The sequence below is a fragment of the Pseudooceanicola sp. NS-SX8 genome, from assembly GCF_057380755.1.
The window spans coordinates 2422233-2444387 of record NZ_CM170819.1 but is presented as its reverse complement, the minus strand read 5'-3'; the positions used below and the strand labels follow the sequence as shown (position 1 = coordinate 2444387).

Genomic DNA, 22155 nt, shown 5'->3' with positions numbered 1-22155 from the left:
GCCAGCCCCAAGTGAGCATAACGGAATCTACACTGTCTTCTGAGAGCAATCAACAGGAACGATCATTCACCTCAATACAAATAATTCTCCCTCGCCAAGCAAATAAGCTGACACCAGCCGCACACATGTGGTCTGGGACGCACACTACGAGGCTGTCGCCAGGGCGGAGTATTCCCATAATGCAATGCATGGAAGAAACGACCATTCCCGAAGCAGCGCTATAGATCTAGAATAAAATTCCCGAAGGGCCGACCGACGTGGGCTTGTTGACCGTGTACATCTGCACAGCCTACGACAAAAAGCACCTGGCGTCCGCTTGCCTACCTGTCTTCTCATCCCCCACCCCCTTCCACATCCTCCGATACCTCCTGCCGCAACTTCGGCCCCTGGGCCAGGCGCCGACCGAGAGCTGAGATAAACGCCTCGTAGCGCTCCCCAGCCTTTGCCCGCGCCGCCTTGGCTGCGGGTTCCGGCAGGGCCGGTGTCGTCGCAAGCCAGAATCGGATGAACACTGCCAGGCTTTCGACGGAGATCCCGACATCGCGTTCCAGCCGGGTGATCCGCCTGTCAATCTGATCCAGGCGTCGGGCCAAAACCGCCTCGCGGCGCTCTGCGTCATCCGGAGAGAGGAAGGATGCGATCGCGGCCTCGGCCACCATCGATTGGGATCGATCACGCCGGGCGGCGAAGTCTGCCAGCATCTGCATGACCTCGGGATCGAGGTAGACCGAGATCTTCGTCTTCTTGCGGCTGGTGGTCATGATCAAAGCTCCATCCCGTCGTCGGGATTGAGGGAAACCTGACGCGCGACACCTCGCATCTGCTGCATGATGCGGCGATTGCGGACAGCGCCATCCTCTTCATCCTCTGGTGGGTCGAATTCAAACTCGTTCTCGAGAGGTGTCTGCCTGTCAACGGGCTGAGTCTGCGCCAGCTCCGGCTGAAGACGGCGCTCTGACGCAGTCGGGTCCTCATCCTCCGATCCCGTCTCGGAGACTGGCTCCGGCTCGTCGCCCTGCGTTGGGACGGCCAGACTGCTCCAGTCATCCTTCCCGGACGCGCCTTCATCCACTAGGTCGGGTGGCGGCAAGACCCGCTCAGTAAACCGCGCATCTTCGTAATACCGTGCTTTCGTCGCCCGGATCGGCGGCGTGCCAGCCACCATGACGATCTCGTCGGACGGCGGCAGTTGCATGATTTCTCCGGGCGTGAGCAAGGCCCGCGCAGTTTCCGATCGGGACACCATGAGATGGCTGAGCCAGGGCGCCAGACGGTGCCCGGCGTAGTTCTTCATCGCCTTCATCTCGGTGGCGGTGCCGAGAGCGTCGGACACCCGCTTGGCCGTACGCTCATCATTGGTCGCGAAGCTCACCCGGACATGGCAGTTGTCGAGGATCGAGTTGTTTGGGCCGTAGGCCTTCTCGATCTGGTTCAGCGACTGGGCGATGAGGAAGCTCTTCAGCCCGTAGCCCGCCATGAAGGCCAGCGCGCTCTCGAAGAAATCCAACCGGCCAAGCGCCGGGAACTCATCGAGCATCAGAAGCAGCCGATGACGGTCGTCCTTGCCCTGCAAATCCTCGGTCAGGCGTCGGCCGATCTGGTTGAGGATCAGTCGGATGAGCGGCTTGGTGCGATTGATGTCCGAAGGCGGCACCACGAGGTAGAGCGTGACTGGTCGCGTGCCCCCGACAATATCGCCGATCCGCCAGTCGCAGCGGCGCGTGACCTGTGCGACCACGGGGTCTCGATAGAGGCCAAGGAAAGACATCGCCGTCGAAAGCACACCGGAGCGTTCATTCTCGGACTTGTTGAGCAATTCACGGGCGGCACTGGCGACCACGGGATGCGGCCCCCTCTCGCCCAGATGCGACGTCCGCATCATCGCCCGGAGTGTGGACTCCACGGGACGCCGCGGGTCGGACAGGAAATTGGCGACACCTGCCAGCGTCTTGTCCTTCTCGGCATAGAGGACGTGCAGGATCGCACCGACGAGCAAGCTGTGGCTGGTCTTCTCCCAGTGGTTCCGCCGCTCCAGACTTCCCTCGGGGTCGACAAGAATATCTGCAATGTTCTGGACATCGCGAACCTCCCACTCACCACGGCGCACTTCCAGCAGGGGGTTGTAGGCCGAAGAGTTCGGATTGGTCGGATCGAACAGCCGGACCCGACCGTGCCGGGCGCGGAACCCGGCGGTCAACTGCCAGTTCTCCCCCTTGATGTCATGAACGATGGCCGAGCCGGGCCAGGTGAGAAGAGAGGGTACGACGAGCCCTACCCCCTTGCCGGATCGTGTCGGCGCAAAACAGAGCACATGCTCCGGCCCATCGTGGCGCAGATATTGCCGCTCATAGCGACCGAGGACCACACCATCCGGGTCAAGCAAACCGGCCGCCTTCACCTCGCCTTTCTCGGCCCATCGGGCTGATCCATAGGTCGCGACGTTGCGGGCCTCGCGGGCGCGCCAGACCGACATAGCGATGGCCACCCCGATCACGATGAAGCCCCCCGAGGCGGCGATGATCCCACCTGTCGCAAAGACCGGTGGCGCGTAGGCCTCATAGAAATACCACCACCAGAAGATGGCGGGAGGATAGTAGACGGGCGTCCCGAACAGCACGAACCAGGGCGGGCCCAGCTGTGCCTGATAGCCGAGGCTCGCGGCCACGTATTGCGTCGCGCCCCAGGTGGTGGCCAGAATGATGAGGAAGACGATGGAGATCTGCCCCCAGAGGATTTTTGTTGCGGACATGACTGTCGCTCCTTTCCTGTGTTTTGATCAGAGGCCAAGACCGCGCTTGCGGCCGAAGTCCCAATCGACCCCGCCGTCCCCGCGGGCGACGCCGGTGACATCCCGGTCGAGGTGCTTTTCGAGGGAGGGGGACCAGGGCACGAGCTGGAAACCGAGCGCGCCGTCCGCGCCATAGCCCTCGATCATCGCAAAACGGCCCGAAGCCAGTGTGAGACGCTCGCGATAGAGGCCGCTGACGTAGTCACCCGGATCCGCCTTGTTGAACGGTAACCCGGTTTCCGCCGAGAGCTGCGTGCCAACCGCCTGCAACTCCCGGTCGCGCAAGGTTCCGAGCAGACGCCGGGCCAAGACCACCCTGCCGCCCTGCCGCTCGGCGAGCCCCTCCGAGATCAGATGATCGGCCCGGGCTTCCAGGGCCTGCCGGACCTCGGCACCGAAGCCCCGGTCCGACAGAGCGAGCGGGTCGCGCGCGATGGCCTGCCGGTCGAGCCAGGTGGCCCCCGACGCGGAGACCTGCGCGGCAAGGTCCAGGTCGGACCGGGCCGCCAGTGCGACACGACGCTGGCCGCGCGCATCGTCATAGGTGCGGAGTTCTACGATCGAGCCGGGAGCGCTGTCGTCGGCAGCGTCGAGATGAGGCAGACGGATATGGTGGCTCCGGCCATCGACACCATCGACGACGGCATAGGCCGTCCCTTTCAGCTCGTCATCGAGACCCCGCTGGACCAGACGACCGATGACGGGAACATCGAGCCTCTCCGCGGCAAGCACAAAGCTTGAGGACCCGCGCTCGATCCCGCGTTCCGTCAGAGCCCGATGCATCCGCTTGATGATGTCGCCACGCTCCCCCATTTCGCGCAGGACCACCTCGGCATCGTCCCTGATATGCCATTGTGCCTTGCCGATTTGGTCAGCAACGCCGAGCACTTCCAGCCGGCGCAGACGCCCGACCTTCAGCTGGTGAAGCGCATCCGGCTGCCGATCCGCATCCGGCGCCATGTCGAGGATGCGCGAACGCCCCGCATCCCGCAGCAACTGACGATCGAGCTGCGTCCAGCGCTCGGCCCCGATCTGACGTTCAAGCGTCCGGCGGATGTCGAGATCGCTGCGCGGGCCCAGTTCCTGGGTGATGAGATCCCGTACCCTGTCGCGCATCCCCTCCTTGATGTAGTCCCGCGAGATCACGAGATCCTGGCCGTCGTCGCGCACGCCCCGGACGATCAGATGGACATGCGGATAGGCGGTGTTCCAGTGGTCGACGCCGACCCAGTCAAGCGACGTGTCGAGATCCTGCTCCATCCGCCCGACGAGATCGCGGGTGAAGGATTGCAGGTCGGACATGTCCGGCGCGTCATCGGGCGAGACGATGAAGCGGAAATGATGACGGTCATCGCGACACCGCCCGGCGAAGGCCCGGCCTTCGGCATCCTCCGTTTCCGGACCGAAGAGCCTGGCCTTCTCCCCGTCCCGGGTCACGCCGTCCCGGCGCAGGTAATCGAGGTGGGCTCCGAGAGGCGCGGACGTCCCGCTGTGCCGCACCACACGCGCCTTGACCACCGCGCCGCGCGTGCGGGCGGTGATGAGGCGGTTGGCCTGAATGCTGGCGCGCTGACCGCGCCCGAAACGGGACCGATTGCCCGGAGTGACGCGCCCGGCCCGCGAGACACCACCACCGGCCTTCTTCGCCGCAGCCAGGGCCTGTGCGACAAAGGGCCGGGCCTGCTGCGCCCGTGTCGAACGGATACGCCCCGGGCGGATGCGGAACTCGCGATCATCGGGCATGGGAAATCCCCGCACGGTGCGAAACAGCGATCATTTTCAAAACCTTAGGCGGATAGCGCACGGTGCGCGCATGCGCCACACGGTGCGGAACGCAGCAAAAACATGAACAAAAACAACCGCCCAACCGCCGCGCACCGTGCGCCCTTTTATCCTGCCATCCTTCGGTCGTGGTGCCCGCCTCCACCCCTCGCGCCCTCCAAGACACGCCAGAGCACGACGGAATGCGAAGTGTCGTCGCGCGGGTCATGGCCGGACCTCACCAGTCTCCCGCTGGACAAAGAGGCCTTCAGGCTGCGGGGTGATGCCCGTCTGGGGCGACGCCGGGACGGGTGAAGCAGCGCCGCCGACGGTCCGGTGAGGCAATACAGGATCGGTCGCAGACGCGCCGTCTTCGCGGCTGATGAAGAGCGCCGCCTCACGCCAATCGAGTTGCCGGGCTGCAGTGATAGCGGTGCCCGATGGCCGCTCGCCAAGCAACACGGGCGCAAGCGCAGCGACATAGGCGCGCGTCTCGGCGGGTAACGGACGATCCGCCAAACGGTATTCGTCGTAGCGAGCCGGACCGGCATTATAGGCCGCCAACATCGCCACGACATTGCCATAGCGGTCCCACATCTCGCGCAGATAGGCCGTGCCCGCGAGGATGTTGTCACGCGGATCGTAAGGGTCTCGGCCAAGTCCATGACGGATGCGCAGCCCGGCCCAGGTGTCGGGCATGACCTGCATCAACCCCATCGCGCCAGCGGAAGAAACCGCACGCAGATCGCCCGCACTCTCTGCCCGCATCACGGCCATGATCCATGTCGTCGGAATGCCGAAGCGCTGCGATGCCTCGGTGACTTGGGCGGCGTAGGGATGCGCGGCGATTGCGTGTTCGGGCACACCGGTTTGCGCCAAGAGCGGCTGCGTGGCGGTGACCGGGATGAGGAAGCCGGAAAGAAGAAGGAGTATGCGGCGGCAGATGCCACCTCTCCCCGAGGCGGGACGGGTGCAGGACATGATCATCGTCAGTCCCGCTCATCGCGCTTCTTCGGGCGGGTCCAGTGCAGCCCCCAGTCCCTGCCCTCCTCATCCGACTGGAACAGGCGGGCGCGGATCGGATGCCGGAAAACCGGATCATCGAGCAGGACCGAAACGAACGCCCCTGCGGTTTCGCCGGTGTGTTTCCAGCCCGCGCCAACCTCCGGGCCCTCCTCGTCACCGAGGTGGATACGATAGGCAGGGGCCTTCTCGGTATCGACATTGTCGGTGGGAACAAAGGTCAGTTCCAGGTCGAGCGAGAGCGTGCGAAGCTGTCCGGAATAGCCGGACGGGGTGCGTGTGAATTGGCCGATCTGTGGCATTGGAAGCTCCTTCCTCATGCGGTGAATGGGAGGCAGGCCGCTGGCACGTCCCGCCATGGACGCGCGTCACCGCTCCGGCGCGTGCCAGACGAGGCGGCCATCGCCACCCTCGTCGGTGAACAGTGGACTGGCCCGGCCGATCACTGCCGAGGTGGGGAACGGACCGAAGTAGCGGCCATCGAAACTGTCAGAGACCGCCGGGTTCATCAGGAAGACCTCGCCCTCTACGATGGTGCGGCAGCCCTGCCAGACGGGAAGATCGCGGCCCTGGCTGTCGCGCTCTCGCGCCTCCCCCAGGTGTCTGCCATCGACGGTGATCGCAGCGCCATCACGGCAGACCCGTTGTCCCGGCAGCCCGATGACGTGCTTCAGGATCGGCACATCGCGACCGACATAGCCGCGCGCGACCATGAAAACCGCAAGGGGTTCGGGCGGCATGACCGCGACCAGATCTGGCACCTCGAGCCGGTCCGCTGGCGCGATGGTGTAGTAACCAATCGGCACACTGGCCGAGGCGTTCCAGACCAGCCGTGGCGCAGTCGGAATGCTGCCGGCGATGACGGCGGCGAGCGCCGCAACCGTCACCATGATGTAGCGGGCACGGGTCATTTTCCGATCTCCCGACGCCGGAGCCATGCGGCATGGCGTTCCGCCATATAGGGTCGCGGCGCTTCGCCCGCCTTCATCCAGTGGCCGACATGGCGCCAGTGATCGGGATCGACGTCGGCGGCATCGATGCCGAGACTCTCGATTGCATCGATATGGCGCAGGACCTCTTCGACCTTGGGCCAGCCTTCGATCTTCAACAAAATCTCGCCACCGGGACGCACGAAGGGCAGCGTCTGATAGGAACGGCCGGGCGCCATCGTCCGCACGATGTCGATGCGCGAGACGACGGTTCCGTAGTCATTCGCCACCCAGCGGACGAAGGCAAACACTGAGCCGGGACGGAAGAAGACAATGCGGCGTCTCTGGTCGAGTATTTGCTCCCCTGCCCCGTCGCCGAACCGGATCCAGAACTCGATCCGCTTCTCCACCCAGGTCAGTTCCACGCGCGTCAGCGCGCCGCGGAAACGGGCGTCGAACGATCCGTCTCCGGTCACGCCGGAAATCACAAAGCCGGTCATTGAGGTTCTCCTTCGGGTTCTGGATATTCGCGCCCGAGCAACTCGCGCAGCATGTCAGCGACAGTGACGCCGCGGCTGAAAGCTGCGACCTTGATGCGACCGCGCAGGTCCGGGGTGATGTCGATGGTGAGCCGGGCCGTATAGATCGCCGCCGCGCGACCGTGTGCGGATGGCGCCTCGCCAGCCTTGATCCAGGTCTCGGCATCGACTGGCCGCGCGGCGAAACCACACTTGTCATTGCGCCCGGTCATACCGCCACCTTCCCAAGACCGAGGCGCCCGATTTCAGACGTCAGCGCCGCGATCTCTCGGGCAGCAGGCGATTGACGGTCAATGTCACTGGCGAGGCGACCGGTTTGCGCCGCATCTGCAAAGACGACGCGCTGACCAATCGTGCTGGCAAGCACAGGAGGATTGTGATCCGCCAGCGCCTCGGCGGTGTCCCGGGCGATGACGGTGCGCGCGCCACAGCGGTTGAGCAGGAAGCGAGCTACAAGTTCCGGCCGATATATGCGGGCCTCCGCAAGGAGGGACAACATCTCGGCAGAGGCCCAGCCATCGAATGGCGAGGGCTGTACCGGGATCAGCACCAGATCGGCGGTGAGCAGCGCTGAGCGCATGAGCCCCGCAACACGCGGTGGGCCATCAATAACGACATGATCGACTGTGCGGGCAAGTTCGGGGGCTTCGCGGTGCAGGGTGTCACGGGCCAGGCCGAGGGTGCCGAAGAGCCGCGGCAGACCTTCGCGGGCGCGTTGCTGCGACCAGTCCAGGGCGGAGCCTTGCGGGTCGGCATCGATCAGGGTGACACGCTTGCCCTGTATCGCCAATTCACCAGCAATATGGAGCGCCAGCGTCGTCTTGCCGACGCCACCCTTCTGATTAAGCATGGCGATGATCATTCGCCATCTCCCGGCAATTCGAGAGGAAGGCGGGGCGCATCTGGATGATCGGAGGCTGCTGCGACACCCTGATCGGAAGCCGTTCGCGGCACCGATGGGGCGACGGCGGCCTTCGTCTTGCCGGCCTGGCTGAGGCTTTTTGCGGTGGCACGGATGAGGTTTTCCACATCACGCGCGCGCTCTTCAAAGTTAGACTCTTTGTTAGACTCTAAGTTAAGGGGGCGATTTCCGATTTCGTTTCCGTGCGTTACCCCCTGTTTGGGTTCCTGATAGCACGAGCCTCCGGTTCCCGATAGCACGATAGCCCGGGTTCCCGATAGCACGAGCCCATTCACAGGTTTTCCACAGCCCGGCGCAGGCTCGAAAGCCAGCAGCTTGCGGCCACCAACCTCTGTCTCGAGAAAGAGCGTATAACCCGGTAGCGGCTGCCGCCGGATGATGTCGCGAAGCTCGAAGGCGAAGCGCTTGAAGGGGGACAGCGCCCCGGACTTCTGGTGAAGATGATGGAAGTCGAAACGCCAACCTTCCGGTTGCCTGCCACCATGCTTGCGCACCAGGCGATAGAGCCAACGGTCGAGCCCGCCAGTCAGGTCGAAATACGCCCGATCAATGGTGAGGACGAGTGCATTGTCGAGCACGGCCCGGTAGAACCAGTCGGGCACGATCAGCTCGATGCCGTCCGGGCGCCCTTCCCTGTCGCTGCGCTCCTGCCATTCGTTGATCCAGGAGAAGCGATGGCGACGCCCTTCCGCAGGCTGCCGGATCGAGGTGGAGATCGTCGTCGACTGCAGACGATCCAGCGCCGCCTTCAGGCGCTGGTAATCCCGTGCACTGGTTCCGCGACCAACATAGGTGAGGATCTCATATGGGGTGGCCCCCATCAGCCGGGAGGTGCGCAGCCCCGCGTCACGCGCCTCGACGATCTGGCTCGCCGCCCAGATCAGGATGTCGGCATCCCAGATCGTGGCCATACCGTGATCGGGAACCGCTTCGACCCGTATGCTGACGCTGCCAGCGGCAAAGTCGATCGGTGCGACCCGTTTGGATTTGGCGAGGGAGAAAAAGGGATAGGCCATGAGGTCTTGCGCATCTCTTGGGGCGAAATCCCCGGGCAGCGCGCGGAACAGATCGAGCTGTCCACGCTCGGAACGGGGTCTGCGTCCATCGGTCATGAAGGTGTCGCCCCCAGGTCAGCGCACGAAGCGGCCGGGCTGCGGGAGGTTCGGGAGCGTGTGGCGCTTCGCTGGCAGCACCTGCCCGCGCGGGTCGGAAGTCGAGGTGACAGCGCCGCGTCCGACCCAGGCCTGCAGGTCCTCGATCGCATAGACCACGCGTCCGCCCAGCTTGTGGTAGGCGGGACCGGTGCCATAGGTCCGGTGCTTCTCCAGCGTCCGAGCCGACAGGCTCAGGAACTGGGCGGCTTCCTTGGTGCGCAGATAGCGCGGGGGAAGTTCGGTTGAGATAGCGGACATCGGGCGTCTCCCTACTGTGTGTGACCAGTGCCGCGAAACAGCGGCTGATGACGGTCACGATGGCGAAGCGCGTCCGGTCAGATGCAGTGGGAAGGTAGCAGGGGTAAATCCGCACACCGCAGCGCGGGATCGCCGACCTAGAGGCGGCGCTGGTGACGCAGGAGCTTGCGATAGCCGCCGGCGATCAGGTCACGCCCCTCGCGAAGGAGGCTGGAGACGGCAAAGCGGGCCGAGGAGACCTGCCATTCATCGCGGTCCATGCGACCTGTCTGGAACAAGACCTCGGCGATCTGCTTCTGGGTCGCGCCATGGAAGGCGGCGTCGGAGGCTTGAAGGACACGCCGCAGGCGTGCTTTCTGCTGCGCGGTCAGACGGGTGTCGCGGGGGATGGATCGACGTCGATGCTGATCCGCAAGGAGCCGCTGGATTGCTTCGATGCGGTCGAGCCCCTCGAGGCCGAGAGGAACGGTGGCCACAAGCCGACCACGGTCTCTCAGGGGAGCGACGAGATGCAGGTATGTCCCGTCCGGCAGCCTGTGGCGCAGGTGCTTGCCAATGGGGGACGCCCTGCCCGTCGGGGCAACTATTTCACTACCGGGGGCGTCTGACTCTTCGGCCAGTGCCTCGGGGGCGGCAACGAGCACCACGACACCTGTATCGACCGCCGGACACCAGAACACCTCCGCAACGGAAGCGGACAGCCCGGGCCGGATCGGGAAAGCACAACCCCCATCGACGGCCGACCTGATCCATCAGATCAACCCTCTCCGGGGGTTCTCCTGCGAGCTTCGCGTAGTCATGCTGATATTCGGGATTGCGGCGCAGGCATTCCCAGCCGAGGTCCGGCGCAGCCAGATCATCAAGATAGTCGTAGGCGGCCTGGTCACGCCAATTCGAGCGATCAGGTTGCATGGCATCGCCTCTCCCCTGGGTTGATCACAAGAAAGGATTCCAAGAGATCAATCACTTGGGAAGCCCGCCCCAAGGCATCAGGTGATGCGCGCGGCGCATCACCTCCTCAGGCGGTTCGCCCCGCCGCCAACTGCCGATACCCTTCCGAGCTCAACCAACGCGCGCGTTCAAGATGTGCGTCATGGACCAGACGCACCCGCTCTGGCTCTTTCTGCGCATCGAGACCTAGAATGATCTGCGCGGCCTCCTGCCAGCTCGCGCCCTCGCCTGCAGCATCGAGCAAACGCATATACTGCGCCATGTGATGACGGTCATACTCAGTCACCACGTCCCCCTGCGGCGGTACATCCTGCAAGCTGCTGATCGTCACGCGCATCCCCACGGCATTTGCTGCACATCCTTAGCACAGCCAGTTGACAGTTTTGTGAGCACGGCAATAGCGCAATTCGGCTCTCTGCAAAACCTGCCGGAAAGGTCAGGCCTTCGAGGCAGCCTTCGCCTGAACATGCATCACTCCTATCCCCTGGTCGGAGTTCAGGAGCAGAATGCCATTCGCCTCGAAAGCCCGTCGGACCTGATCGCGCGTGGTCTCATAGACCTCGAGCCCGCTTTCGGACTCGAGGCGCTTGAGCGCGGTCAAAGATACCCGGGCCTCATCCGCCAGCTGCTCCTGTGTCCAGCCAAGAAGCGCCCGCGCGGCCCGTGATTGTCGGGCGGTGATCATGCAGATCACCTCCCATCCGGCCCGGCGCAAACGCCAGAACTACGACTATTATAGTCGCTTATCGGAATTTCACCATCAAAATTCTGACGTGTTTACATCGCGTTTTCGCTTTGGCGTCGCATATTTCGGGAACTGATTCGGTTGCCCGGCTTGGCGGTCGGCCCCGGCCTTTCGACCGGGGCCTCGCGACGGCGTTATTCGCCGCGGCGACCGTTGGGGCGGGACCAGATCAGAGCGTAGCTCTCGCCGTCCTCGTCGTCGAAGAGGTTGGCGTAGATCGGGGCGGTGAAGCTCGGATCGTCGAGCTTGAGGCCCAGATAGTCGCGGCCCTCATTGGACCGCTTGGACCAGGCGGCGCCGATCTCGGCGCGGCCGACCAGGACCCGGTGGCTGGGGGCGTTCTCGCCGGTGGCGCGGGTGTCGGGAACGATGCGCACGCCCTGGACCTGGACGCTGAGGGTGACGATTTCGCCGGTGAATTCGTTGCCGGTCTTCTTGAAGGTGCCGATGGTTGCCATTTTAAGTCTCCGTTTTCCGTTTCCGGGTCCGCACCATTGCGGCCCGATGGCGATCGACAGGCCGGAGACGACCGGCGGCGCACCCCCGGCGTGCCGGGGGCTGGACAGCAAAGGCAGAACTTTCTTGTTCCGCGCGGAATGGGCGCAGCCCAGGGGAAGAAAGTTATGGCGGCGCTGTTGCGCCAAGCCGGTCGAGGCGAGCTGATCTTCGGCCAGATCAGGCCATTGAAAGGGCCGGATAGAGCGGACATGGGACGGGTCAGAACGGAGACGATGGCAACCGTGGATGCTCATCAGCCTGACCGGCCTTTCCACCGGCGGGTTTGTTCACCCGCGACAGGCCATGCGCGTCGTTCTCCAGGTGCCCCGCCCGACGTGCCCCCGCAATCACGGGTGCGACTTGCCGCTCGAACGCTCCGCCATTCCCTCCGCACGGCCACGGGCAGCGACGCGGGCCTCAAGCCGATCCGCACACCGCCCCATACCGGCAATCTGAGGATTGGGATGACAGTCCAGCACTGATCAGGCCCCGCCTCATCGGATCGCCTGCAGTGTCAGGCGCTTACGGGAGAGCTGTCCGAAGGCTCGGCTGCCGAACCGGCAATGCGGAGAAAGGCGGAAACGCCTACAGCGCCAGCGCCGATGACGGCGAAGATCATCTGCCAGGTCTCCGAGGGCATCATGGCCCTGGCGATCCCGAGGGTTGCGTGGAAGCCAGCGAGCACCGCCGGCACCACGAAGATCAGCGCGATGACAAACCGCGCCCAGAGCGGGCGCACGAGCATGATCAGCGCCTGACCGATGGCAAGCGTCAACCCTGCGGCGAATCCGCCGACGAGGATTGCACCGAACCAGCCTGCGCCGGTTCCATAGGCCCAAATGCCGGTATGAAGTCCGACGAGGAACGGCAGGGCGAAGACCGCGAGGTTGAACACCAACCAGCACAGGCCCGCAATGGCCGCGAAAGATGTAAGGATTCCGAGAACGATCACGGTGGAGTCTCCCGTTTGACTTGGAACGGTCGCGCCTTCCACCACCACCATGGCGCAAGGCGAACATAGCATGAAATCGCCCGGCATGGCGAGAGTTCTGCCGGGCATGGTATCGATGGATTGCAGGCAGCGCTCACGCGCTGCCCTCCGCGAGGCGGTAGACCGGGATACCCATCTTGCGGGCCTTGTCGGCGAGGTTTTCCTGGATACCCGTTCCGGGGAAGACGATGACCCCGATCGGCATGGTATCGAGCATCCGGTCGTTGCGCTTGAAGGGCGCAGCCTTGGCGTGTCTCGTCCAGTCCGGCTTGAAGGCGACCTGCGCGACCTTGCGGTTGTCGGCCCAAGTGGCCGCGATGCGTTCCGCCCCTCTCGGCGAACCTCCGTGCAGGAGCACCATGTCGGGGTGTTTGGCATGGACCTGATCGAGCCTGGCCCAGATCGTGCGGTGATCGGTGGTGTCGCCGCCCGAGAAGGCGATCTTCGGCCCGGCTGGCAAAAGCACCTCGTTGTCGGCCCTGCGCTTTGCGGCGATGAAGTCGCGACTGTCGATCATGGCCGAGGTCATCTGGCGATGGTTGACCCGTGATCCGGAGCGCGGTGACCAGGGCGTGCCTGTGCTGCGCAGGTAGAGGTCGGCGGCGGTATCGCGGAAAGTCTCCATGCTGTCGCGACGTTCGATCAGGTTCTGGCCGATGCCGATCAGGGTCTCCAGCTGGACGGATTTCACCTCGCTTCCGTCCTGTTCGCGCTGAAGGCGCTTCTGGGCCTGCTCGTTATCATCGAGTTTGCGTTTGCTCCTCTCGACGGCGCGGTGGAAGGTGTTGACGGTGGACCACAGGAGCTCGTCGAGGTCAAAATCGAGGCTGGTGTCGGCCATGGTGGAGATCAGGGCGTCGAAGATGTCAGCAACCGCGCCCTGGATGGCGGTGTCCTCGGGTGTGATCCGAGGATCGGCCTCGCCCTCGGCGGGACGGTAGCCATAGAGTTCGAGCGCTTCGATGACATGGCCGGTGGGAGACGTGCTGTGATCGGGTTCGAATTCGTCATGGGCATACATGGGATGTGTCCTTCGGCTGGACCGCGACCGTCGCGGCCTTCATGGCGACGACAAGCCCACGGGCGCTCCGGTCTGGCAGCCCGAGCTCTTTGCGAGGGCCTTGATGGCAAAGCCCGGCTGATTTGTTTCGCGCTGTAAAGGCGGCTCCGCCGCCGACGGAAATCAGTTGGGCGCTGCCATTGCCGGGCCGGAGCGCTTGTGGGCCGCTCGCCCTCTCAAGAAGGCCAAGGCGCGGTCCCCTTGCCGAGGTGCAACACCCCCTTGCCCATGGCGGGATCGGTTATCCCCGATCACGGCCCTCTCTGGCTATGACGCAAGCGCCATGAAGCGGCTGACGTCCTCGGGGGCGATCTGCACCCGGATCTGCGCCCGAAGCGCCTCCAGTCCGTAGCTGACGAGATCGTCGTTGAAATCTCCCAGCATGGGCGAAAGCGTGATGGCCTCGATCCCGGCCTCGATGGCCCGGTCCACCAGACTGTCCCGTGCGGCATCGCCTGCCGGATCGTTGTCGCGGACGATATAGAGCCTGCGCAGATGCGGGGAGAGCTGGATGGCGGAGAGATGTCCGGCCGAAAGTGCGGAGACCATCGGCATCTTCGGCAATGCCTGCCGCAGTGAGAGGATGGTTTCAATCCCCTCACCCGCTGCCATGACATCCCGCGCCTCGCCAAATCGGACGGCGTTTCCGAGCAGGTCTCCCATCGCCTTTCTCGGCGGATAGACCGGCGCTTTCCCGGAGCCGTCGCGGATGAGCCAGGTGCGATGCGCGCCGGTGACCCTGCCATCGAGGTCGGTCACCGCGGCAATCATGGCGGGCCATGCCTCTGTCGGCCCATCCCCCTCGGGTCGCCAGTAGCAGCTCGGATGGAAACGCAGATTTGCGGTTCTGCGTAAATCCGTAATGCCGCGTCCGCGTAAATACGTCTCCGCGAGGCTGCCGATCAATGGCCGGGTCATGTGCCAGAGGCGGCGTGCCGCTTCGGACGATCCGGATGGTACCGGCGGTGTTCGGAACTTGCGGCACTGTGGCTCCGGTTCGGGATGCGGCAGGCTGAGGAAGCGGCGGGCTTCCTCGGCGATGTCCGCGAAATCGATGAGGCCGAGGCTTTCGCCGATCACGTCGAGCAGATCGCCATGTTCCCCGCTCTGCGCATCGGTCCATTTGCCGGCCGCGCCCTTGCCCGATTCCGGCCCGGTCAGACGGACGAACATGGAGCGGCCGGGACTGTTCCGTACATCCCCAACCTGCCAGTAATTGCCCTGCTTGCGCCCATTCGAGAGATAGTGGCGGCACACCGCCTCGGCCTCTCGGCCGAGACGCTGCGCCAGTTCGGAAGCGTTGAGACGCGCCATTACGCGGCCTCCCGCTCACCGATGCGCTCCACCGGGAAGCGGTCAAGCAATTTACCGATGATCTCCGGTCCCGTTGCATCGACGGGCACGAAGAAGCGCAGTTTCCACGAGATGATCTCGCTGAAGAGGCCATAGGCCCGCAACCGGCCGCGCATCGCGTCAGTAAAGCCGGTCAGTTCGATCCGGTTGGCGCCCATGACCCGGACGCGGCGCAGTTGCAGCCCCTCGGTGAGATCAAGGATCGTTCGGCCTTCGATCAACGCGGCATAGGCGGCATCCGGCGTCAGGCTGCTGGTGACGCCACTGGTCGAAGCATTGGCGGCCCATGCCGGCGAGACACGACGACCGATGATGCGTTCGCCCTCATCGGTCTGGAGCCGATAGACGCGGGAGGAGTCTTGCGGCAAGCGTTTCCAGATCGGCAGAAGCAGCCCTGTCACCATATGCAGGATGCTGTCGGTGAACTCCGGCACTTCGTCCAACTCGGCCTGCCATGCCGAGGCGAAGGCAGCGCGCTCGGCCTCTACCCAGTGGGTCTCGCCCATCGCCCGCATGGGCAGGTTCATTGCTTCCATCGGCCGGATCAGCCGGACGCGGCGCTCGATCTCGCCATCGTCCAGCATCACGCTGGTGGTGGGGATCTGCACGGCGGCACGACCGGATCGCTCGTTCATGAGCAATCTTGCGCGGGGATCATCCAGTTCCGCCAGGGCTGCATCGAGCGTGACCGGCTGATTGCGCTTGCGCTCGGTGAGCGTGAGAAGCCGGGTTTCCGCGCCGGTGCCCGGATGCGTGTGGATCACCTGCCGGTCTGTGACGATGAAGCTTTCGGCCTTCAGCGTTTCCAGCCCCATGTCATAGGTGCCAGACGCAATCGCCCCGTCGATCCGCGCCTGCAGAAGCTGCTCGAAGGCCGAGAACAGGATGCCCTGCAACTCGATGGTCAGCGCCAGCAGACGGTTGAGGAAGGTGGTGATCGGCGGCAGTTCGTCCTTCACACCGTTGCTGTCCATCAGCTTCAACCCGGTGGCGGTTTCAAAGCGTTCGAGCGAGCAGCCCTCGACCTTGCCGCGCACGATCAGCAGATAGAGCTGGCGAAGCGCGTCGCGGGCATAGGCGGATTCCAGATTGTCCTCGGGACGGAACAGCCCCTGACCGCCGGTCTGGCGCTGGCCGCGTGTGATCGCACTCAGCGTATCGAGGCGGCGGGCGATGGTCGAGAGGAAGCGCTTCTCGGCTTTGACATCCGTGGCGATGGGTCGGAACAGCGGCGGCTGCGCCTGATTGGTACGGTTGGTGCGCCCGAGCCCCTGAATGGCGGCATCGGCCTTCCAGCCCGGCTCCAGCAGGTAATGCACCCGCAGGCGCTGGTTCCGCGCCAAAAGGTCCGCGTGATAGCTGCGCCCCGTGCCCCCGGCGTCCGAAAAGACCAGGATGCGCTTCTGGTCATCCATGAAGGCGGAGGTCTCGGCAAGGTTCGCGGAGGGCGCGCGGTTCTCGACGACCAGGCGGGCCGATACGCCATCGCCCTTGCGCACGATGCCGCGGGACCGCCCCGTGACCTCCGCCACCACATCCGTGCCGAAACGCTGCACGATCTGGTCGAGCGCGCCCGGGACCGGCGGCAGCGATCCAAGCTGTTCGAGCATCTCTTCGCGTCGGGCGACAGCTTCGCGGCTTTCGACCGGCTGTCTGTCCAGGAACACGGGTCGCGAGGAAAGATTGCCTTCGCTGTCGGTGAATGGTTCGTAGAGCTGCACCGGGAAGGAATGCTGCAAATACGAGCCGACATATTCCCGCGGCGTGACATCGACGGAAATGTCATTCCATTCCTCGGTCGGGATCTCCGCCAGCCGCCGTTCCATCAGCGCCTCGCCGGTCGAGACGATCTGGATGACGGCCGCATGGCCTGCCTCAAGATCGGCGTCGATCGAGCGGATCAGCGTCGGGGTTTTCATCGAGGTCAGCAGATGGCCGAAGAAACGCTGCTTGGTGCTCTCGAAGGCCGACCGCGCGGCGGATTTGGCCTGACGATTCAGCGTGCCTTCACTGCCGGTGATATTGGCCGCCTCCATCGCCGCGTCGAGATTGTTGTGAATGACGGCGAACGCGGCCGCGTAAGCATCATAGATGCGCCGCTGTTCATCGGTGAGCTGATGCTCGACCAACTCGTATTCCACCCCATCATAGGAGAGCGAGCGGGCGGTATAGAGGCCGAGAGATCGCAGATCGCGGGCCAAGACCTCCATGGCCGCAACGCCACCGGCTTCGATCGCCTCGACGAACTCGGCGCGGGTCTGGAACGGAAAATCCTCGCCGCCCCAGAGACCGAGGCGCTGCGCATAGGCGAGATTGTGAACCGTGGTGGCGCCGGTCGCCGAGACATAGACCACGCGCGCATCGGGCAGCGCGTGCTGGAGCCGCAGGCCCGCCCGTCCCTGTTGCGAGGCGGCGATATCGCCGCGGTCTCCCTTGCCGCCTCCTGCATTCTGCATGGCATGGCTTTCGTCGAAAATGATGACCCCATCGAAGTCCCTGCCCAACCATTCGACGATCTGCTTGACGCGGGAAACCTTCTCGCCCCGGTCATCGGAGCGCAGCGTGGCATAGGTGGTAAACAGGATGCCTTCCGACAGCGTGATCGGCTTTCCCTGCGGGAAGCGTGACAGAGGTGTGACCAGCAGTCGCTCCATGCCGAGCGCCGACCAGTCGCGTTGCGCGTCCTCGATCAGCTTGTCGGATTTGGAGATCCAGACCGCCTTGCGGCGACCCCGCAGCCAGTTGTCGAGGATGATCCCGGCCGACTGACGGCCCTTGCCGGCGCCGGTGCCGTCACCGAGCATGAAGCCGCGACGGAACCGGACAGCGCCGGCAGCATCCTCGGGCGCGGCGCTCAAATTGTCGAAATGCTCGTCCACGGCCCAGGCACCGGCGAGGTGATCGGCATGGGCTTCACCGGCATAGATCACCGTTTCAAGCTGCGCGTCCGACAGACGGGTGCGGATGTCGGACGGCAGCATGGGCCGGTAGGACGGTTTTGGCGGCGCGACCGAGGCCATGGCGGCGGATTGCACCAGCTTGGTCGGGTGCGGCGCGGCGCCGGGAATGCGCAGCGATTGCAGCGCATATTCCTCATAGATCGCGTCCGACAAGCGCGCGCCCTCGGGCGGCGCCCAGTCCACGGTCTCATACTCGAGCTCCACCCCCTCGGGATCAGACGCTGGTGCGGCGGCGGGTCGGGACGCTGTGGCGCGAGCGAGATAACCGCGCACGGTCTTCGGCGCAGCTGCCGGCACGGGAGAAGCGACCTTCGGCAGCGACACCGGCAAGCGCAGCGGAATCTGGCTTTCGATCCAGCCGAGCAGCGTGACAACGTCGGGTGCGGTTCCTGCCGAGGCCGGGAAGACTGACGGATCGTCGGCGGGCAGTTTGTCGATCACCGTCAGCCGCGTGTCGATGCGGGTGCCATGTCTGGCGAAGACCGCGCCATCGATCGCCGCGGTGAAAACCACGCGGCCGCGGTCCTGCAGGCGCACGAAGGCGTCGCGCCAGGCTGGTGCTTCCGGTCCGAAGTTCGCGCCGGAGATCGTGACCAGCCGTCCGCCAGGAGCAAGCCGGGCCAGCGCCGAGGCAACATGGCGAAGGGAAGCATCCGCCATCCGTCCCTCGACATTGGCCATGACCGAGAACGGCGGGTTCATCAGCACCACGGACGGCACAGCCGCCGGGGTCAGATGATCGTCGATCTGGGCGGCGTCGAACCGGGTGACGGGAAAGGCCGGAAAGAGGGAAGAGAGAAGATCGGCGCGGGTCTCGGCAAGTTCGTTGAGGATCAGCGAACCGCCGGCAGCCTGCGCCAGGATCGCCATCAGGCCGGTGCCCGCCGAAGGTTCCAGCACCACATCGTCCGGCGTGATCGCGGCCGCCGCCAGCGCGGCAAGGCCGAGAGGCAGAGGCGTGCTGAACTGCTGGAAGCTCTGGCTTTCTTCGGAGCGGCGGGTCTGCGTCGGCAGCAACCCGGCGATCTTCGCCAGCGGATCGAGCCGGGAAAGCGGAGGACCAGCTTTGCGGAAAAGCGCCTTTCCGTATTTGCGCAGGAACAGCACCGTGGCGACCTCACCGGCCTCATAGGCGAGTTTCCAGTCCCAGGCACCACTGGTGTCGGACGCACCGAAAGCAGTTTCCATGGCACTGCGGAGGTCCGCAGTATCGACGCGTTGACCGCGTTCGAGATGGGGAAGAATGAGATGGGCGGCGGCCAGGATCACGGGGGCCGGCTGGGTAGCCGGACCGGTCACGGGAGATGAGATATTCATGTCGGGGAACCTCGGAGAGCAGGAACGGGAAGACCCGGACGGCTCTCTCTCACCCACCCGGACCTGCCCCTTTTCGGCCCACCTCTCACTCTCAAAGCACAGCATAAAAAAAGCGCCCCGACCGGACGGCGGGGCGCTTGTCGGTGTCTTCTCGGGATCATCCGAAGCGGCAACCGGCTTCAGTGAAGGTGTAACCGTTGGCGATGATGGTCTCATCGACGACGTCATCCGACGACAGATAATCGTATTCGCGTTCAAGCTGGCAGTAGAGCCATCGAGCCAGATCGCGCAGCGCCTCGATGATCGTCTCCTCGGCATCGGCGGTCATGTCCTGCCAGGTCGGGCTGTCTCGCTCCACCGAGATCGCCATACAGTATTCGTGATAATAATGGCCGCGATGGGTGGCTTCGGCGCCAAGCTGATAGAAATTACGCCGCTGAACCGCCTGCAGGGCATCGGCGATGCGGTGCACCTCGGTATCCTGCGGGGCGTATTCCCTGATCCGCTGTGGCACGCCCTTGCGGTAGGCATAGAAGGTTTCGAAGCAGGCGCCATCGCCCTGGCTCCAGAAGCCGCGGAACCAGATGCAAGGATCCTGGCGTGTCCCACCGCCCATGAGCCGGGCGGATCGGGTCTTGAGGTTTAGGCCGAGGATTTCGGCAATACGCTGGAAATCCTCGTAGACGGCATCGTACCAGTCATAATCGAAGCCGCCCTCGCGATACCAGGCGCGAGCCTTCTCCCTCGCCGCATCGGACAGCTCGTCGAACCGATAGACGGTGGTTTCGATGATATCAGGCATAGGGGTCGCCTCCGTCCAGCACAGTGGACATCCAGCCATCGGTATAGATCCAGTCCACCGTTTCGCCGGTAGCAAGATCAAGGACATGCGCGCCACCGCCGAACCCGTCGATTCTCGGCCGAGAACAACTGTTTGCGTATTGAAGGCCCCATAGCCCCCTCAGACCGAACTCGGTGGCGCAGCGTTTGACGAACTGGATGACATGCCCGGGATCGCCGGTGACGTCATAACGCATCCAGAGCTGAGTGCCACCATGTTCTGGCTGGATGGAGAGCAGGAAGCCGTCGGATGGCGGATCTTCGGCGGCATTGTCATCCGCCAGTGCGTTGTAGAGATCGAGTGCGCGGGCAGCGTTTTCGGAGGTACCCACGTCAAGCAGGCAAGAAAAGTGCGTGAAATAGTCGGCCATGATGGTCTCCGGGCATGGCCCAGCGTGAAACCGAGCCGAAGGGGATTGAAAAGGTGAAGCTCAGGCGGCCCGTGGCAGGCGGAGCAGATCGGCCGCGGTCTCGCGCCAGAAGGGATCAACCAACCGTGCCTCCAGTGCAGCGGCGCGGTAACGCAGCCGTCTCGCGTCCCCGGGATCCAAGGCCCGGAACGCCATACCGCGCACGCGACTGGCCTTGGTCACGATTCTGCGGGCCTCGGCATCAGATGCGACCGGCTGTTGCCAGAGGATAATGCCGGCGCGGATTTCGCCGGCGAGGACCAGGCGCTGATCTCGGTCCTGAATGAGCATGATGCGCGGCAGAAAATACGGAAAGCTATTCGGCCCCGTGCAAATCTCACCACGCGACAGGCGCAAGACTGCGGCCTGGATGGCCTCATCCGGTGACGGGCATTCCCCAAGCGGGATCACGCGGTCAAAGCTGTTCGCCGCGTCACTGGCGTCATAGCTGGCGACACCGAGGCAAGAGATGCGCAGCGGCAGCTTTTGCGACCGATACAGCGCGGGTAGAACATCGGCCGTCAGAATCTGGCCGATGGAGCGGAAGGTTTCGGAACGAGCATAGGTCATCGGGATCACTCCATGACGGGCGCCGGTGAGCCTCTCTCTCCAGCCCTCAACCCGTCACGGCCGAAAGGCCCGCACTCTTCCTCTCTGACCGGGCTTGTTCCCGGTTCCGCTACCGACGATGGGGATCATCGCAAGGCTGAAGGCCCGAAGCGCGGGCTACCGCGCTCGGGCCGTCGGGGATGAGGCGCTGTCGCGCCTTACTCCCATGGATCCAGTTCCAGCTTCACCATGTCCTCATCGCCATCGAATTCGTCGGCCGGCATGGCGCCGTGGGTTCCATCCCCGGCCTGGAACACGACGATCACGACCATCAGAGTGATGGCTAGGCTGGCGGCGAAAGCGGTGGCATCTGCATAGGACATCGGGATTGGCTCCTGTCTCTGGAGGCGGGGGACCATCCCCCACGCGACAGGCGCCCGACGTGTCTGACCGGATCTGCACTCACCCTCGGGCGTTCGGACTTTTTCCGAATCCCCGAGGGCGGCACGTATGCGTAAGCCGACCCCTCCGGGGTTGAATGTCAAAGAGACGGATCAGACCAAGGTTAGCGAATGGAAGCGGGGGTGGTGTCTTGCATCCGACAGGCGCCCGATCTCCCCATTGCAGATGCTTCGCCCGGCCAGCCTTGCCGCCGCGCTGGCATCAGGAGCGTGTTCGAGGACGGGGGCGGACACCGATGTCGAACATAATGACCGGCACCGTGGTGATGCTGGAACTGGAACCATGGAGGCCCATGACAGGAAGACGGTGGCGACTATCGTAAGACGTGGACGGGCCTTCAGTCCCAGAGTCCATCGGCAATCTCGCGGGCGATCATCGCGCGCGCTTTCATCATCACCTCATCGCCGCTGGTATCGATATGACAGTAGAACCGGGCATGACTGCCATTCGCGGCCCAATCGGTGTAGCGGCAGTATTCGGGGGCTTCGAGACGAAAGGCGCGCATGTCATCCGCCCAATGCGGCTTCGGCTCCACGACCACAGTGATGCCATCGCGGGTTTCCTCCCAAGGCAGCGTGCGTTCGGATGGCGGACTGGCGCGGTTTTCACGGAATATCCGGTCGATATCGATCGTCGCGGGCATCA

General features: G+C 64.3%; 25 protein-coding genes. All 25 read right to left on the bottom strand.

Features of this window, described 5'->3' with window-relative positions; genetic code table 11:
• Positions 1-332: 332 nt before the first annotated feature.
• Positions 333-761, bottom strand: a complete 429-nt coding sequence (locus tag AC2IR1_RS11155) for a CopG family transcriptional regulator (RefSeq protein WP_486476406.1) — start codon at positions 759-761, stop codon at positions 333-335.
• Positions 762-763: 2 nt separating this feature from the next.
• Entirely contained in the window at positions 764-2749 is a 1986-nt protein-coding gene (locus tag AC2IR1_RS11150) for a conjugal transfer protein TraG (protein WP_486476333.1), read from the bottom strand.
• A 27-nt stretch (positions 2750-2776) separates the two neighbouring features.
• Complete coding sequence (locus AC2IR1_RS11145) at positions 2777-4531, bottom strand: relaxase/mobilization nuclease domain-containing protein (RefSeq protein WP_486476332.1); 1755 nt, start codon at positions 4529-4531, stop codon at positions 2777-2779.
• 243 nt (positions 4532-4774) lie between these two features.
• A complete protein-coding gene (locus AC2IR1_RS11140) occupies positions 4775-5536 on the bottom strand; it encodes a lytic transglycosylase domain-containing protein (protein ID WP_486476331.1) in 762 nt (253 codons plus the stop codon).
• A 2-nt stretch (positions 5537-5538) separates the two neighbouring features.
• Complete coding sequence (locus AC2IR1_RS11135; protein ID WP_486476330.1) at positions 5539-5874, bottom strand: DUF736 domain-containing protein; 336 nt, start codon at positions 5872-5874, stop codon at positions 5539-5541.
• A gap of 66 nt (positions 5875-5940) precedes the next feature.
• Positions 5941-6483, bottom strand: a complete 543-nt coding sequence (locus AC2IR1_RS11130) for a S26 family signal peptidase (protein WP_486476329.1) — start codon at positions 6481-6483, stop codon at positions 5941-5943.
• The gene (locus tag AC2IR1_RS11125) at positions 6480-7001 is read right to left on the bottom strand and encodes a DUF2840 domain-containing protein (protein ID WP_486476328.1); all 522 of its coding nucleotides are present in this window, start codon (positions 6999-7001) and stop codon (positions 6480-6482) included. Before AC2IR1_RS11125 ends, AC2IR1_RS11130 begins: the two co-directional genes overlap by 4 nt.
• Entirely contained in the window at positions 6998-7252 is a 255-nt protein-coding gene (locus AC2IR1_RS11120; protein WP_486476327.1) for a ribbon-helix-helix protein, read from the bottom strand. The genes AC2IR1_RS11125 and AC2IR1_RS11120 overlap by 4 nt, the downstream gene beginning before the upstream one ends.
• Positions 7249-7902 carry a ParA family partition ATPase gene (gene parA, locus AC2IR1_RS11115; protein ID WP_486476326.1) on the bottom strand — a complete coding sequence of 218 codons (654 nt, stop codon included), beginning with the start codon at positions 7900-7902 and terminating at the stop codon, positions 7249-7251. Before parA ends, AC2IR1_RS11120 begins: the two co-directional genes overlap by 4 nt.
• Positions 7899-9074 (bottom strand): replication initiator protein A, encoded by a 1176-nt coding sequence (locus AC2IR1_RS11110; RefSeq protein ID WP_486476325.1) that lies wholly within the window; start codon positions 9072-9074, stop codon positions 7899-7901. The genes parA and AC2IR1_RS11110 overlap by 4 nt, the downstream gene beginning before the upstream one ends.
• 18 nt (positions 9075-9092) lie before the next feature.
• Positions 9093-9374 carry a helix-turn-helix transcriptional regulator gene (locus tag AC2IR1_RS11105; RefSeq protein ID WP_009573772.1) on the bottom strand — a complete coding sequence of 94 codons (282 nt, stop codon included), beginning with the start codon at positions 9372-9374 and terminating at the stop codon, positions 9093-9095.
• Between the two features lie 137 nt (positions 9375-9511).
• A complete protein-coding gene (locus AC2IR1_RS11100) occupies positions 9512-9850 on the bottom strand; it encodes a DUF2285 domain-containing protein (RefSeq protein WP_486476324.1) in 339 nt (112 codons plus the stop codon).
• A 115-nt stretch (positions 9851-9965) separates the two neighbouring features.
• On the bottom strand, positions 9966-10286 hold the full coding sequence (locus AC2IR1_RS11095) for a transcriptional regulator domain-containing protein (RefSeq protein ID WP_486476323.1): 321 nt from the start codon (positions 10284-10286) through the stop codon (positions 9966-9968).
• A 106-nt stretch (positions 10287-10392) separates the two neighbouring features.
• Positions 10393-10662 carry a DNA -binding domain-containing protein gene (locus tag AC2IR1_RS11090; protein ID WP_486476322.1) on the bottom strand — a complete coding sequence of 90 codons (270 nt, stop codon included), beginning with the start codon at positions 10660-10662 and terminating at the stop codon, positions 10393-10395.
• Between the two features lie 99 nt (positions 10663-10761).
• Entirely contained in the window at positions 10762-11010 is a 249-nt protein-coding gene (locus tag AC2IR1_RS11085) for a helix-turn-helix domain-containing protein (RefSeq protein ID WP_009573769.1), read from the bottom strand.
• 194 nt (positions 11011-11204) lie between these two features.
• Complete coding sequence (locus tag AC2IR1_RS11080) at positions 11205-11528, bottom strand: DUF736 domain-containing protein (protein ID WP_078527672.1); 324 nt, start codon at positions 11526-11528, stop codon at positions 11205-11207.
• A gap of 554 nt (positions 11529-12082) precedes the next feature.
• Positions 12083-12607, bottom strand: a complete 525-nt coding sequence (locus tag AC2IR1_RS11075) for a hypothetical protein (protein WP_486476321.1) — start codon at positions 12605-12607, stop codon at positions 12083-12085.
• A gap of 46 nt (positions 12608-12653) precedes the next feature.
• The gene (locus tag AC2IR1_RS11070) at positions 12654-13580 is read right to left on the bottom strand and encodes a DUF2493 domain-containing protein (RefSeq protein WP_486476320.1); all 927 of its coding nucleotides are present in this window, start codon (positions 13578-13580) and stop codon (positions 12654-12656) included.
• 306 nt (positions 13581-13886) lie between these two features.
• Positions 13887-14933 (bottom strand): DUF7146 domain-containing protein, encoded by a 1047-nt coding sequence (locus AC2IR1_RS11065; RefSeq protein WP_486476319.1) that lies wholly within the window; start codon positions 14931-14933, stop codon positions 13887-13889.
• Positions 14933-19249, bottom strand: coding sequence for a strawberry notch-like NTP hydrolase domain-containing protein (locus AC2IR1_RS11060; RefSeq protein WP_486476405.1), 4317 nt, complete (start codon positions 19247-19249; stop codon positions 14933-14935). Before AC2IR1_RS11060 ends, AC2IR1_RS11065 begins: the two co-directional genes overlap by 1 nt.
• A gap of 157 nt (positions 19250-19406) precedes the next feature.
• Complete coding sequence (locus AC2IR1_RS11055; RefSeq protein WP_486476318.1) at positions 19407-20051, bottom strand: antitoxin of toxin-antitoxin stability system; 645 nt, start codon at positions 20049-20051, stop codon at positions 19407-19409.
• Entirely contained in the window at positions 20044-20460 is a 417-nt protein-coding gene (locus AC2IR1_RS11050) for a hypothetical protein (protein ID WP_486476317.1), read from the bottom strand. Before AC2IR1_RS11050 ends, AC2IR1_RS11055 begins: the two co-directional genes overlap by 8 nt.
• Before the next feature lie 60 nt (positions 20461-20520).
• Entirely contained in the window at positions 20521-21069 is a 549-nt protein-coding gene (locus tag AC2IR1_RS11045) for a hypothetical protein (RefSeq protein ID WP_486476316.1), read from the bottom strand.
• A gap of 197 nt (positions 21070-21266) precedes the next feature.
• A complete protein-coding gene (locus AC2IR1_RS11040) occupies positions 21267-21431 on the bottom strand; it encodes a hypothetical protein (protein ID WP_486476315.1) in 165 nt (54 codons plus the stop codon).
• 416 nt (positions 21432-21847) lie between these two features.
• Positions 21848-22153, bottom strand: coding sequence for a hypothetical protein (locus tag AC2IR1_RS11035; protein WP_288960014.1), 306 nt, complete (start codon positions 22151-22153; stop codon positions 21848-21850).
• Positions 22154-22155 lie beyond the last annotated feature (2 nt).